Raw genomic sequence first — 14,388 nt, 5'->3', positions numbered from 1 at the left:
CAGGGCTTCATCCTCAACTTCAAGTCCGGCTACACCCCGGGCCCGGTCGGCTTTGGCGTCGATGCCATCGGACTCTTGGGCATCAAGCTGGACGGCAGTGCGGACCGCGCCGGCGCACTGGGCACCGGCCTGATGCCGCGCCACACCGATGGCGAGCCGGCCGACGAGTACAGCCGTGCCGGGGCGGCGCTCAAAATCCGGGTGTCGAAGACCGAGCTGAAGGTCGGCGAGCTGCAACCCAACCTGCCGGTGCTGACCTTCTCCGACATCCGCCTGCTGCCGCCGTCCTACACCGGGGCGAGCGTCGTCTCCCAGGAGTTCGCCGGGCTGACCCTGCAGGGCGGCCAGATGCGAGCCATGAGCCATCGCGACGAGGCCGGTGATGACGCGATGTCGCCGTGGATCGGCCGCCGAGCGGTGCTGGCGGTGAGCAGCGACCGCTTCAACTACGCTGGCGCCGACTACGCGTTCAACCAGAACCGCACCAGCGTCGGCGCCTGGTACGCACAGCTGGAGGACGTCTACAACCAGCGCTTTTTCAGCCTCAAGCACAGCGAGCCGCTCGGCGCCTGGACCCTCGGCGCCAACCTCGGCTACTTCGACTCCAGCGAGGACGGCGAGGAGCTGGCCGGCGCCATCGACAACCAGACCTTCTACGGCATGCTGTCGGCCAAGCGCGGCGGCCATACCTTCCATGTCGGTTATCAGGAACTGTCCGGTGACCACGGCATGGTGCGCATCTTCGGCAACGTGACGCCACTGGCCAACGAGCTGCCGACCTTCGATTTCGCCTCCACCGACGAGCGTTCCTGGCAGGCGCGTTACGACTACGACTTCGCCGCCCTCGGCATCCCAGGCCTGGTGAGCACCGTGCGCTACATCACCGGCGACAACGTCGACACCGGCGGTGCTGAGGAAGGCAAGGACTGGGAGCGCGATCTGGACCTCGGCTACACAGTGCAGAGCGGCCCGCTAAAGAACGTCAGCGTACGGGTGCGCAACGTGGTCGCGCGTTCCAACTATCGTCCCGATATCGACGAGAACCGTCTGATCGTCAGCTACAACCTAGCCCTTTTCTGATCATTTGACAGTGATGATTGTTATTCGAGGGGGGATGAAAACCTCCTAGAAATTTAATATTAGATCTTTCTGAATGGCTACACAAATTGTCAATTTGTTGGTTATGGAGAAGAAAATGCACAACAACAATAAAGCATCTCAAGCTAGCGCAAAAATCCCGAGAAAAATGTTCGTTGCTCATGCCTTGGCCCTAGCCTTGACCAGTGCCTTGACTGGCGGCGTGCAAGCGGCTGATCCAATCAAAGTTGGCTTGCTGCTTCCCTATACTGGTACCTATGCGGCTACTGGCGAAGCAACCACCAACGGCCTCAAACTGGCCATCGAGCAGCAGGGCAGCACGCTCGGCGGGCGCGAGGTCGAGTTCGTGGTGGTCGACAGCGAGGCCGATCCGGCCAAGGCTGTGCAGAACATGCAGAAGCTGGTCTCCGGCGCCAAGGTCGACGTGGTGGTCGGTCCAATGCACTCCGGCGTCGGCATGGGCGCGCTCAAGGTCGCCCGCGAAACCGGCGTACCACTGATCATCCCTAACGCCGGTTTCAACGCCGCCACCGGCCCGATGTGTGCAGAGAACATCTTCCGAACTTCCTTCTCTTCTTGGCAGACGGCCTATCCGATGGGCAAGATCGCTGCGGAAAAGGGCTACAAGAACATCGTTACCGTTACGTGGCGCTACGGTTTCGGCACCGAGTCGGTGGAGGCCTTTAAGGATGGTTTTGAAAAGGCCGGTGGTAAAATCATCAAGAAGATCTGGCTGCCCTTCCCGGAAGTTGAATTCCAGTCGCAGCTGACCGAAATCGCCGCGCTCAAGCCCGATGCGGTGTTCGTGTTCTTCGCCGGCGGCGGTGCCGCCAAATTCGTCAAGGACTACGCGGCGGCCGGCCTCAAGGACAAGATCCCGCTGCTCGGCTCGGGCTTCCTCACCGAGGGCACCCTGGCTGCCCAGGGCGCCGCCGCTGAGGGTCTGCTGACCACCCTGCACTACGCCGACTCGCTGGAGACCGCCGAGAACTTCAAGTTCCGCAGCGACTACAAGCAGCAGTTCGGCAAGGAAGCGGATATCTACGCGGTGCAGGGCTACGACACCGGCCTACTGCTGGCCCAGTCGCTGCAGGCGGTGGCCGGCAACACCGCGGACCGCGCCGCCTGGATCCAGGCCATGGAAAACGCGCGCATCGCCAGCCCGCGCGGCGAGTGGACCTTCTCCAAGGCCCACAACCCGGTGCAGAACGTCTACCTGCGTGAAGTGCGCAACGGCGCCAACGTGGTGGTCAAGGTGGCTTCGGCCAAGCTGAGCGACCCTGCCCCGGGCTGCAAGCTGCGGCAGGTCTCAGCGGCCGCTCGCTAAAGCACTCGCGTTCGCCCCCAGGCACCGGCCGCTCCATCCCCTGGCAGCCGGTGCCCGGGCTTCTGTCATCCATCGCGTGGAAATATCACCATGGAGTTGTCCAGCATTCTCATCCAGACCATGAACGGTCTGCAGTACGGGCTGCTGCTGTTTCTGATCGCCAGCGGTCTCACGCTGATCTTCGGCATCATGCACATCATCAACCTGGCCCACGGCGCCCTGTACATGGTCGGCGCCTACCTCGCCTGGTGGCTGACCTCGCTGGTCGGCCACCTGTTCCTCGCCATCCTCCTCGCCGTGCCGCTGGCGGTCGGCCTCGGCGTGCTGATCGAGCGCTTCCTGATGCAGGCGCTGTACAAGCGCAACCACCTCGACCAGGTGCTGCTGACCTTCGGCCTGATCCTGGTGTTCGACGCCCTGCAGAGCATCCTCTGGGGCAACGACGTGCACAGCGTGGCGATCCCGGCCTTCCTGTCCGGCTCGATCGCCCTCACCGAGACCCTCGACTATCCGGTCTACCGCCTGTTCGTCTCCGCGGTGTGCGCGGTGATCGCCCTGGCCATGTACCTGATCCTGCAGCGCACCCGCCTGGGCATGATCATCCGCGGCGGCGCCAGCAACCGCGAGATGGTCCAGGGCCTGGGCATCGACATCCGCCGCATCTACACCCTGGTGTTCGCCGCCGGCGCGGCGCTGACCGCCTTCGCCGGGATGATCGCCGCGCCGGTGTCCTCGGTGTATCCGGGGATGGGCAACCAGGTGCTGATCATCGCCTTCGTGGTGGTGGTGATCGGCGGCCTCGGTTCGATCCGCGGCGCCTTCCTCGGCGCCCTGCTGGTCGGTCTCACCGCCACCTGGGGCGCCGTGCTGGTGCCGGACTTCGCCGGCATGGTGGTCTACGTGCTGATGGCGGCCGTGCTGCTGTTCAAACCCCGCGGCCTGTTCGCCTGACTGGAGACCCTACCCATGCGCATTCTGCCCACCCCGGTCCGGCTGCTGCTGCTCGTGCTCACCCTGCTGCTGGCGCTCTACCCGCTGTTCGGTGCGGCGCTGGCCGGCGAGCAGCACGACTTCTACCTGCAGAAGCTGACCACCATCATGATCATCGCCATCGTCGCGCTGAGTCTCGACCTGCTGGTCGGCATCAGCGGCATGGTCAGCCTGGCCCAGGCCGCCTTCTTCGGCATCGCCGGCTACACCCTGGTGCTGGTCGCTCCCGAGTACGAGGCGCTCAGCATCTGGATCGCCCTGCCGTTGTGCCTGGGCGTCAGCGCCCTGGCCGCGCTGGTCATGGGCCTGCTGATCATCCGCACCTCGGGGATCTTCTTCATCATGGCGACCATCGCCTTCTCGCAGATGCTCTTCTACCTGTTCCACGACGCCTCCTTCGCCGGCGGCTCGGACGGCGCCTACCTGTTCATGAAACCGGACGTCAGTATCGCCGGCGTGCAGCTGCTCGACCTGGAGAAGCGCAGCACGCTGTTCTACGTGGCGCTGGCCTCCTTGGTCGGCGTGTTCCTGCTGCTGCGCACCTTCCTGCGCGCGCCCTTCGGCCAGGTGCTGCTGGGCATCAAGGAGAACGAGTCGCGGGTCCGCGCCATGGGCTACAACCCGCTGTTCTACAAGCTGGCCGCCTTCGTCATCGCCGGCACCCTGGCCGGCTACGCCGGCATGCTGTCGGCCACCCAGTACGGCTTCGTCAGCCCCAGCCAAGTCGGCTGGGAGCTGTCGGCCCACGTGCTGGTGATGGTCATCCTCGGCGGCATGGGCACCCTGTTCGGCGCGATCCTCGGTGCCTTCGCCTTCGAGGGTCTGCACGCCGGCTTCGCCGCGTTGACCCCGCACTGGGAGCTGCTGATGGGCCTGGTGGTGATCGGCATGGTCCTGCTGCTGCCGCGCGGCATCGCCGGACTGCTGCTGCAGTTGAGCGAACGCAAGGCGAAGAACGACAAGGCCGCTGCCCCTGCCGCGGCCGGCAAGGTGCAAGAGGAGGCGGCACAATGAGCGCGATCATTCTGGAAACCCGTGGCCTGACCAAGACCTTCGGCGGCCTCACCGCGGTCAGCGACGTGTCCCTGCAGGTCGGCGCGTGCGAGGTGCACGCGATCATCGGCCCCAACGGCGCCGGCAAGAGCACCATGGTCAACCTGCTGTCCGGGCACCTGCCGCCGTGCGACGGGCAGATCATCTTCAAGGGTCAGGACATCACCGGCACCTCGCCCAACCGCATCTCGCACCTGGGCATGGGCCGCAGCTTCCAGCGCACCAACATCTTCCCGACCTTCACCTGCATGGAGAACTGCTGGCTGGCGGCGCAGTCGCGGCTGAAGAACTCGTTCCGCTTCTTCCGCCGCAGCGAGAGCTACGCGGCAGTGCGCGAGCGCGCCGAGCTGGGCCTGGAGCTGTGCGGGCTGTCCGCCAAGCGCGACGTGATCGCCGGTACCATGAGCTACGGCGAACAGCGCCAGCTGGAGATCGGTATGGTGCTGGCCACCGAGCCGAGCTTCCTGCTGCTCGACGAGCCGATGGCGGGCATGGGCAAGGACGAGTCGAGCCGAGTGGTCGAGCTGCTCGCCCGGCTGTCGAAGAACTACTCGCTGGTGCTGGTCGAGCACGACATGGACGCGGTGTTCAGCATCGCCCACAAGCTGACCGTGATGGTCAACGGCCAGATGCTGGCCAGCGGCCCGCTGGACCAGGTGCGCAACGACCCGGCGGTACAGGAAGCCTATCTGGGCGACGGCGAGGAGAACTTCTGATGAGCAGCGCAGCACAAGCCATGGCCACCCGCGTCGAACCGGCCACCCCGCTGGTCGAGGCCCGCGGCCTGCACACCTACTACGGCAACAGCCACATCCTGCACGGCGTCGATTTCCACATCGCGCCGGGCGAGACCCTGGCCCTGCTCGGCCGCAACGGCATGGGCAAGAGCACCACCATCCGCTCGATCCTCGGCCTCACCGCGCCGCGCCGCGGCGAGGTGCGCATCAAGGGCGAGCCGATGACCGGCCAGCCGACCTACAGGATCATCCGCCGCGGCATCGGCTTCGTCCCGGAAGGGCGCGGCATGTTCCCCAACCTGACCGTGCGCGAGAGCCTGGTAATGGCCGCGCGGCCGGGCGTCGACGGCCGCTGCGACTGGGATCTCGACCGCGTGCTGGCGACCTTCCCGCGCCTGGCCGAGCGCTTCGCCCACTACACCGGCAACCTCTCCGGTGGCGAGCAGCAGATGGTCGCCATCGGCCGCGCGCTGATGACCAACCCCGACCTGATGATCCTCGACGAGGCCACCGAAGGCCTGGCGCCGCTGATCCGCAAGGAGATCTGGCAGGTGATCCGCGCGGTCAGGGACACCGGCATCGCCACCCTGGTGGTCGACAAGAACGTCGGCGTGCTGCTCGACCTGACCGACCGCAGCATGATCATGGTCAAGGGCCGGGTGGTCTACGATGGCCCCAGCGCCGAACTCAAGCAGCAGCCCGAGCTGCTCCAGGAGCATATCGGTCTGTAGCCTGGCGGAAAAATTGACCATGTGCACCTATTTGCTTAGTGCTTACTCGGAGCGCTCCGTCTTTGCGGTAGTTGATCGGAAAGCTCTGTAATTTTGGTATTTTTCTGCTATTAATGTGGCAAGTGACGCTCAATGTGGCCAGCGTCACTACCGCTAAAATAGATATAAAAAACTGAAATAGAGTGGGTTTCGATATGTTGAGCGAAAACAGTCAGATTTTCTCTAACGCAGACCCTTATAGCGTCTCCGACTATGTCAACCAGTATATAGGAACACATGAAATTAACTTGCCAAGGAAGCGGGCAGCGGAAGCCAGCTTGAGCCATCGTAGTTTCGGCAGTCTTGACCTTTGCCGCATCAGTTATGGCAGTAACGTGAGCGTTACTTCATCAGGACTGAATACATGCTACCACTTGCAGGTTTTGCTTAAAGGGCATTGCCTGTGGCGTGGTCACGGAAATGAGCACTACTTTGCACCGGGCGAATTATTGCTTATAAATCCTGATGATCCGGCTGACCTGACCTACTCGAATGATTGCGAGAAATTCATTGTCAAACTTCCAGTGACTGCTTTGGAGCGGGTCTGCAGCGACAACCACTGGAACAAGCCGATAGAGGGTATCCGCTTCAGCCCCCGGCACAGCCTGCAGCAGCTTAACGGCTTTTCCAGCCTGCTCAATTTGGTCTGTGACGAGTCAGAGCGCGTGCATGCACCATCTCGGCTGCGGGAATACTTCACAGGGATCATTGCAACCAAGCTGCTTGAGCTGCTGGATAACAATATCGAGTGTGAGCCCTTCGAAGAAAGTGGATCCCCTTTTGAGCGGGTTGTTCAATTTATTGAGGAAAACCTCAAGAAAAACATCAGCCTCGATCAAATGGCTGCGGTTGCACGGATGAGCCCGCGATCGCTCTACAATTTATTCGAAAAGCGTGCCAACACCACACCAATGAACTATATTCGCAGGCTAAAACTCGAGCGTATACATACTTATCTCAGCGATCCAGAAAGCAAAATTCGCAGCATTACCGAGGTGGCCCTGGATTACGGATTCCTTCACCTAGGCCGTTTCGCGGAAAACTACAGGAACGCTTTCGGCGAACTACCTTCTGACACTCTCCGACAGCATGCAAATTTAAATTATCGAAGATGATAACTGCACTAATTGTCTTTGATTAATTGAAAGAATGAAACATAACCCCTCCGCAAGGGTTAATCTGAACGCCCCTTGCACCTCCTGCTGCTTATTCTATTTCTGCGACTACAGAAAATCCATAGCCCCTCATCAGAGGGCATGACTCTATTCACCAAAGCCCCAGCCGCCTTTCGTTGTTGTTTTCGAAACACTTCATAAACAACCTACATAAATTACAGAAAAAGGATGCAGGAGTGCAAGGAGTGGCTATCCTGGCGACAGCTCAGGGTCTTAGTATTTATTTCGCCGAAACAATAACAACGGAGCCATGGCAATGACCCTGAGACTCGAATACATCAACAGTCTGCTTGAAGAAGACAAGAACAAAGGTGTCTATCGCTGCAAGCGCGAGATGTTCACCAACCCCGAGCTTTTCGAGCTCGAGATGAAGTACATCTTCGAGGGTAACTGGATCTACCTGGCTCATGAGAGCCAAATTCCCGAGAAGAACGACTACTACACCGTGACGATGGGCCGTCAGCCGGTGTTCATCGCGCGCAACCGTGCCGGCGAGCTGAACGCCTTCATCAACGCCTGCAGCCACCGTGGCGCCACCCTGTGCCGCTTCAAGCACGGCAACAAGGCCACCTACACCTGCCCGTTCCACGGCTGGACCTTCGACACCAACGGCAAGCTGCTCAAGGTCAAGGATCCGATCGAGGCCGGCTACCCGGACAGCTTCAACTGCAGCGGCTCCCACGACCTGAAGAAGATCGCCCGTTTCGAGTCGTACCGCGGCTTCCTGTTCGGCAGCCTGAATGCCGACGTGCCACCGCTGGTCGAGCACCTTGGCGAGTCGGCGAAGATCATCGACATGATCGTCGACCAGTCGCCGGAAGGCCTGGAAGTGCTGCGTGGCTCCTCCACCTACGTGTTCGAGGGTAACTGGAAGCTGCAGGCCGAGAACGGTGCCGATGGCTACCATGTCACTGCCACTCACTGGAATTACGCGGCTACTCAGCAACAACGCAAGCAGAAAGAGGCTGGTGATGATATCCGCGCCATGAGTGCTGGTGGTTGGGGCAAGAAGGGTGGTGGCTTCTACTCGTTCGAGAATGGCCACCTGCTGCTGTGGAGCCGCTGGGATAACCCGGAGGACCGTCCGCTCTATTCTCGGCGCGATGAACTAGCCACTGAGTTCGGTCAGATCCGCGCCGATTGGATGATTGGCAACTCACGCAACCTGTGTCTGTACCCGAACCTGTACCTGATGGACCAGATGGGCTCGCAGGTGCGCATCACCCGTCCGCTGTCGGTGGACAGGACGGAAGTCACCATCTACTGCATCGCGCCCAAGGGCGAGAGCGCCGAGGCTCGCGCCCACCGCATCCGTCAGTACGAAGATTTCTTCAACGCCAGTGGCATGGCCACTCCAGACGACCTCGAGGAATTCCGTGCCTGTCAGGAAGGTTTCATGGGCAGCGCTGCGCCGTGGAACGACATGTCTCGCGGGGCCACGCACTGGATCGAGGGTGCCGACGAGGCGGCCAAGGAAATCGATCTTAAACCGTTGCTTTCAGGTGCACGCACTGAGGATGAGGGGCTGTTCGTAGTACAGCACCGCCACTGGCTGGCCAGCATGAAGAAGGCCGTCGAACAAGAACAGCAGAACCTGATCCACGTGGAGGCCGGGCAATGAGCATCTCCTACGAAGCCGTACGCGATTTTCTCTACCAGGAAGCCCGCTTCCTCGATGACAAAGACTGGGAGAGCTGGCTCGAGCTGTACGCGCAGGACGCCATCTTCTGGGTGCCGGCCTGGGACGACAACGACGAGTTGACCGAGGATCCGCAGAAGGAAATCTCGCTGATCTGGTACGGCCGCCGCGCAGGACTTGAGGATCGTATCTTCCGCATCCGCACCGAGCGTTCCAGTGCGAGCATTCCGGACACCCGCACCTCGCACAACATCAACAACATCGAGATCGTCGAGCAGGACGAAGGCTTCTGCAAGGTGCGCTTCAACTGGCACACCCTGAGCTTCCGCTACAAGGTCGTCGACCAGTACTACGGCACCAGCTTCTACACCCTGGATACCCGCGGTACGAGCCCGCTGATCAAGGAGAAGAAAGTGGTGCTGAAGAACGACTACGTCCGTCACGTGATGGACATTTACCACATCTGAGCAAGGCGAGCGGGTCTCCCCCCGTGGCGGCCCGCTCGTGCCAGGAAGATCGTTTCAGCTTGCGTGACCGCCAGGCTTAGGCCTGTGCTGAATAACAAGATCCAAGTAGGTGCAGCATGTCGTACAAGATCGCACTGAACTTTGAAGACGGGGTGACCCGCTTCATCGACGCCAATACCAGCGAAACCGTGGCCGACGCCGCCTACCGACAGGGCGTCAACATCCCGCTGGACTGCAGAGTGGGCGCCTGCGGTGCCTGCAAGTGCCAGGTCGAGTCCGGCAGCTACGAACTCGGCGAGGACTTCATCGAGGACGCCCTCAGCGCGGGCGAGGCGGCCCAGGGCATGGCGCTGACCTGCCAAATGCGCGCGCAGAGCGACTGCGTGTTGCGCGTGCCGGCTCCGTCCAACGCCTGCCGTATCAGGCAGGGGAGCATTCAAGCATCGATCCGAGAGATCAAGGCGCTGTCCGGCAGCACACTGAGCCTGGAGCTGGAGGGAGATGAACTAGGCACGCTGGCGTTCCTGCCTGGCCAGTACGTCAACCTACGGGTGCCGGGCAGCGGGCAGACCCGTGCCTACTCCTTTAGCTCGATGCCCCAGGACGGCAAGGTTTCGTTCCTAATCCGCAACGTGCCGGGCGGGCTGATGAGCGGCTACCTGACCGGTGCGGCGAAAGCCGGTGATGAGATGACCATGACCGGCCCGCTGGGCAGTTTCTACCTGCGCGATATCAAGCGCCCGCTGCTGCTGCTAGCTGGAGGTACCGGTCTCGCCCCGTTCTTGGCCATGCTCGAGAAAGTCGCCGCGGAGGGCAGCGAGTACCCGGTGCACCTGATCTACGGTGTCACCAATGACTTCGACCTAGTGGCTATGGACAAGCTGGAAGCCTTCACCCAGCGCCTGCCCAATTTCACCTGGCGAGCCTGTGTGGCCAATGCGGACAGCGCTTATCCGCACAAGGGCTACGTGACCGACCACCTGGACACCGCACAACTGCGCGACGGTGAAGTGGATATCTACCTGTGCGGCCCGCCGCCTATGGTCGAGGCAGTGCGCCAAACCCTGCATCAATGCGGCATCCAGCCGGCGAATTTTTACTACGAGAAGTTCGCCGCCAGCACCTAAGCAGTTTGCACGTGCTCCACGGGCGCTGAGCCCTTTGATGGGCGGGACTGGCAGTTTGCCAGACCGTTCCATCCTTTTTATTTGAAGGACTAGGAGCACTGCTTCTGGCGTTCCTAGGCCATTGGTCGCCGACATTAAATTGGGGTTGGAAAAATGAGCAAACGCTTCCAAGACAAGGTCGCAGTGGTTACAGGTGCCGCTCAGGGTATCGGCCGCTGCGTGGCCGAGCGGATGGCCACCGAGGGCGGTCGCTTGGTGCTGGTCGACCGCTCCGAACTGGTCCATGAGCTGGCTGACGAACTGGCCGGCGTGGCCGAGGTGCTTACCCTCACCGCCGACCTTGAGCAGAACGCCGATTGCGCGCGGGTAATGGCCGCTGCCGTCGAGCGCTTCGGTCGTCTCGACATCCTGATCAATAACGTCGGTGGCACCATCTGGGTCAAGCCGTTCGATCGCTATCTGGAGCACGAGATTGAGGCAGAGGTGCGCCGATCGCTGTTTCCCACTCTGTGGTGTTGCCATGCCGCACTGCCGCAGATGCTCAAACAGGGGAAGGGCGCCATCGTCAACGTATCCTCGGTGGCTACCCGCGGGGTTAATAACCGCGTGCCCTACGGTGCTGCCAAGGGTGGCGTCAACGCACTGACTGCCTGCCTGGCGCTTGAAACCGCCGAGTTTGGTATTCGTGTCAACGCTACCGCGCCAGGCGGCACGGAGGCACCTCCACGCCGTATCCCGCGTAATGCTGCAGAACAGAGCGAGCAGGAGAAGGTCTGGTACCAGCAGATCGTTGATCAGACCATCCAAAGAAGCCTGATGAAGCGCTACGGCACCACCGACGAACAGGCGGCCGCCATTCTCTTCCTCGCCTCCGACGAAGCCTCCTACATCACTGGTGTGACTCTGCCGGTGGCAGGAGGAGATCTTGGCTGATCCTTGCACCTGATAAGTGGAGGAATCGACATACCACGAAGCAAGGTACAGAAGATGTTCCGTAATCCATATTCGAGATTTGGCCAACTCTTCAGCCGCTACGAACTTTTTCCACATTTCGGTGAGCGATAGATAGCAGCTATCAATCAGTTCTACGGACGATGGAGATCCAAGGTAAATGCTGCGTGCTGGTCGGATGCCGCGGAGGCGGATGTGAGTTATGTCTGGTGCTGGTAGTCCGCGGCGAGTTCGACTGCGGCCGCATGAGTTCTCGCCACGCACCACCCACGCACCACCTGAGGCACACGCACAGGTCTGGGTGCTGGCCTGCCAATTTTATCCACGTAGTGACCTGGTCATAAAGCGCTATCCGGGAAAAGCCGTTTCCGGGAGCAATTCGGGCTAGCAAAGTCCTGGGTCCGGTGTTGGATTCATGATGATTTAGACCCAACAAAAAAGACAACAGAGGTGTCGAGATGAACAAAGGTGTAATGCGCCCCGGCCACATCCAAGTGCGCGTACTGGACATGGCCAAGGCCCTGGAACACTACGTCGAGCTTCTGGGCCTGATCGAGGTCGACCGCGACGAGAGCGGCCGCGTGTACCTCAAGGCGTGGAGCGAGGTCGACAAATTCTCAGTGGTGCTGCGCGAGGCTGACGAGGCCGGCATGGACTTCATGGGCTTCAAGGTGATCAACGAAACCGCCCTCGGGCAGTTGACCGAGGATCTCGTGGCATTCGGCTGCCCGGTGGAGAGTATCCCTGCCGGTGAGCTGAAGGGCTGTGGCCGCCGTATCCGCTTCAGCGCACCATCCGGTCACCGCTTCGAGCTGTTCGCCGAGAAGGAGCAGACCGGCAAGTGGGGCCTAGCCGAGGTCAACCCGGAGGCCTGGCCGCGCGGCCTCAAGGGCATGAAGGCAGTGCGCTTTGATCACGCGCTCATGTATGGCGATGAGTTGCCGGAAACCCTGCGTCTGTTCACTGAGGTGCTTGGCTTCGACCTGACCGAACAGGCAGTCGATGCGCACGGCAACCGCATCGCCCAGTTTTTCACCTGCAGCATGAAGGCCCACGACGTGGCGTTCATCCAGCACGACGAGAAGGGCAAGCTACACCACGTCTCGTTCTTCCTGGAAACCTGGGAAGACGTGCTGCGCGCCGCAGACCTGATCAGCATGACCGACACCTCGATCGACATCGGCCCGACCCGCCACGGCCTGACCCACGGCAAGACCATCTACTTCTTCGACCCCTCCGGCAACCGCAACGAGGTGTTCTGCGGCGGCGACTACCACTATCCGGACCATCCGCCGGTGACTTGGACAACTGACCAACTGGGCAAGGCGATCTTCTACCACGACCGCCAGCTCAACGAGCGTTTCCTCACCGTTTTAACCTGACTGCCACGATCTTGCTCATACAAAGAGATCAAGCACTTCATCAACAGCGAATACGTCGACTTGTGCAGCTCGAGGCCAGCATTTTCCGGGGTAACAGCTAGTTTCTGCACGACCTGCGCACCGCGTTCTGCGACGTCAAGCTGTCGGGCATCGGCTGCGAAAACTGGCTGCATCCGCTGGTGTTCTACTCCGAGTTAGAAAACAACTGCTTAAAACTGTGAGGTAATCATGACCCAACCCGTAACAAGCCCGGAAATCGGTCGAGAGATTCTCGCTGCTGGCTACCGTACCAACCTACATGACCAGGGCGAAGGCTTCCCGGTCCTGCTGATCCACGGCTCCGGTCCCGGCGTCACCGCCTGGGCCAACTGGCGCCTGGTGATGCCGGAACTAGCAAGGCATCGCCGAGTGATCGCCCCGGACATGCTCGGCTTCGGCTACAGCGAGCGTCCGACCGATCAGCACTACAGCCAGCAGCGCTGGGTCGAGCATGCCATCGGCATGCTCGACACCCTCGGCATCCAGCAGGCCGACATCGTCGGCAACTCGTTCGGTGGCGGCCTAGCGCTGGCCCTAGCCATCCGCCACCCCGAGCGGGTGCGCCGGTTGGTGCTGATGGGCAGCGTCGGCGTGTCCTTCCCGATCACCGAGGGACTGGACGCAGTATGGGGGTACAACCCTTCATTTGAAGAGATGCGCCGACTGCTCGATGTGTTCGCCTACGACCGCAACCTGGTCAACGACGAGCTGGCCGAGTTGCGCTACCAGGCCAGCATCCGCCCGGGCTTTCAGGAGTCGTTCGCCGCCATGTTCCCGGCGCCGCGCCAGCGCTGGGTCGACGGTCTCGCCAGCGACCCGGCACAGATCAGCAGCCTGTCTCATGAGACTCTGGTCATCCATGGCCGCGAGGACCGGGTGATCCCACTGTCCGCCTCGCTGGCCCTGTCCGACCTCATCCCCAACAGCCAGCTGCACGTCTTCGGCCACTGCGGCCACTGGACTCAGATCGAACACGCCGGCCGCTTCGCCCGTCTGGTCGAGGACTTCCTCGCTGAGGCTGACGCTTCTCAGGGAAAATGTGCATGAATCAAGAGCTGATCCAACAGCTCGGCGACGAGCTCTACCAGGCCATGCTGAGCCGCGAGGCCGTGGCCCCGCTGACCAGCCGTTTCGATCTGAGCATCGACGACGCCTACCAGATCTCCCTGCGCATGCTCGAGCGCCGCCTGGCCGCCGGCGAGAAGATCATCGGCAAGAAGATCGGCCTGACCAGCAAGGCCGTACAGACCATGCTCGGCGTGCACCAGCCGGACTTCGGCTACCTGACCGACGCCATGGTGTTCAGCAGCGGCGCGGTGATGCCGATCAGCGAGCGGCTGATCCAGCCCAAGGCCGAGGGCGAGATCGCCTTCATCCTCAAGAAGGACCTGATGGGCCCCGGCATCACCAACGCCGACGTGCTGGCCGCCACCGAGTGCGTGATCCCCTGCTTCGAGGTGGTCGATTCGCGCATCCAGGACTGGAAGATCAAGATCCAGGACACCGTGGCCGACAACGCCTCCTGCGGCCTGTTCATCCTCGGCGACCAGGCCGTGTCGCCGCGCCAGGTCGACCTGGTCACCTGCGGCATGGTGGTGGAGAAGAACGGCCAGCAGATCAGCACCGGCGCCGG

Annotated in this window: 15 protein-coding genes; all 15 read left to right on the top strand. The window is 61.5% G+C overall.

Annotation, left to right across the window (positions count from 1 at the left end; all coding sequences use genetic code 11):
- Positions 1–1,080, top strand: a 1,080-nt coding sequence (locus BM297_RS19880; RefSeq protein ID WP_092435218.1) for an OprD family porin, incomplete at its 5' end; no start/stop codon positions are given.
- A 73-nt stretch (positions 1,081–1,153) separates the two neighbouring features.
- On the top strand, positions 1,154–2,425 hold the full coding sequence (locus BM297_RS19875; protein WP_342742295.1) for an ABC transporter substrate-binding protein: 1,272 nt from the start codon (positions 1,154–1,156) through the stop codon (positions 2,423–2,425).
- A gap of 90 nt (positions 2,426–2,515) precedes the next feature.
- On the top strand, positions 2,516–3,376 hold the full coding sequence (locus tag BM297_RS19870; RefSeq protein ID WP_090313850.1) for a branched-chain amino acid ABC transporter permease: 861 nt from the start codon (positions 2,516–2,518) through the stop codon (positions 3,374–3,376).
- Positions 3,377–3,391: 15 nt separating this feature from the next.
- Complete coding sequence (locus tag BM297_RS19865; RefSeq protein ID WP_092435131.1) at positions 3,392–4,429, top strand: branched-chain amino acid ABC transporter permease; 1,038 nt, start codon at positions 3,392–3,394, stop codon at positions 4,427–4,429.
- Positions 4,426–5,184: an ABC transporter ATP-binding protein gene (locus BM297_RS19860; protein ID WP_092435128.1), complete on the top strand. Its 759-nt coding sequence runs from the start codon at positions 4,426–4,428 to the stop codon at positions 5,182–5,184. Before BM297_RS19865 ends, BM297_RS19860 begins: the two co-directional genes overlap by 4 nt.
- On the top strand, positions 5,184–5,936 hold the full coding sequence (locus BM297_RS19855) for an ABC transporter ATP-binding protein (protein WP_245768306.1): 753 nt from the start codon (positions 5,184–5,186) through the stop codon (positions 5,934–5,936). Before BM297_RS19860 ends, BM297_RS19855 begins: the two co-directional genes overlap by 1 nt.
- Positions 5,937–6,130: 194 nt before the next feature.
- Positions 6,131–7,090 carry an AraC family transcriptional regulator gene (locus BM297_RS19850; RefSeq protein ID WP_281250268.1) on the top strand — a complete coding sequence of 320 codons (960 nt, stop codon included), beginning with the start codon at positions 6,131–6,133 and terminating at the stop codon, positions 7,088–7,090.
- A gap of 316 nt (positions 7,091–7,406) precedes the next feature.
- A complete protein-coding gene (benA, locus tag BM297_RS19845; protein WP_092435122.1) occupies positions 7,407–8,771 on the top strand; it encodes a benzoate 1,2-dioxygenase large subunit in 1,365 nt (454 codons plus the stop codon).
- On the top strand, positions 8,768–9,256 hold the full coding sequence (benB, locus tag BM297_RS19840) for a benzoate 1,2-dioxygenase small subunit (RefSeq protein ID WP_092435119.1): 489 nt from the start codon (positions 8,768–8,770) through the stop codon (positions 9,254–9,256). The genes benA and benB overlap by 4 nt, the downstream gene beginning before the upstream one ends.
- 116 nt (positions 9,257–9,372) lie before the next feature.
- Entirely contained in the window at positions 9,373–10,383 is a 1,011-nt protein-coding gene (benC, locus tag BM297_RS19835; protein WP_092435117.1) for a benzoate 1,2-dioxygenase electron transfer component BenC, read from the top strand.
- Positions 10,384–10,536: 153 nt separating this feature from the next.
- Positions 10,537–11,316: a 1,6-dihydroxycyclohexa-2,4-diene-1-carboxylate dehydrogenase gene (locus BM297_RS19830; protein WP_092435114.1), complete on the top strand. Its 780-nt coding sequence runs from the start codon at positions 10,537–10,539 to the stop codon at positions 11,314–11,316.
- A 161-nt stretch (positions 11,317–11,477) separates the two neighbouring features.
- Positions 11,478–11,678: a 2Fe-2S iron-sulfur cluster-binding protein gene (locus BM297_RS22200; protein WP_245768305.1), complete on the top strand. Its 201-nt coding sequence runs from the start codon at positions 11,478–11,480 to the stop codon at positions 11,676–11,678.
- A 114-nt stretch (positions 11,679–11,792) separates the two neighbouring features.
- Entirely contained in the window at positions 11,793–12,716 is a 924-nt protein-coding gene (locus BM297_RS19820) for a catechol 2,3-dioxygenase (protein ID WP_092435112.1), read from the top strand.
- 228 nt (positions 12,717–12,944) lie between these two features.
- On the top strand, positions 12,945–13,802 hold the full coding sequence (locus BM297_RS19815) for an alpha/beta fold hydrolase (protein ID WP_092435109.1): 858 nt from the start codon (positions 12,945–12,947) through the stop codon (positions 13,800–13,802).
- On the top strand, positions 13,799–14,388 hold a 590-nt coding region (locus tag BM297_RS19810; protein WP_139231099.1), incomplete at its 3' end, for an FAA hydrolase family protein. The genes BM297_RS19815 and BM297_RS19810, both read left to right, overlap by 4 nt.

Origin of the sequence: Geopseudomonas sagittaria (genome assembly GCF_900115715.1) — a bacterium.
Taxonomy (GTDB): Bacteria; Pseudomonadota; Gammaproteobacteria; order Pseudomonadales; family Pseudomonadaceae; genus Geopseudomonas; species Geopseudomonas sagittaria.
The sequence above is the reverse complement of the archived record's forward strand: the minus strand, read 5'-3'. Positions and strand labels throughout refer to the sequence as shown.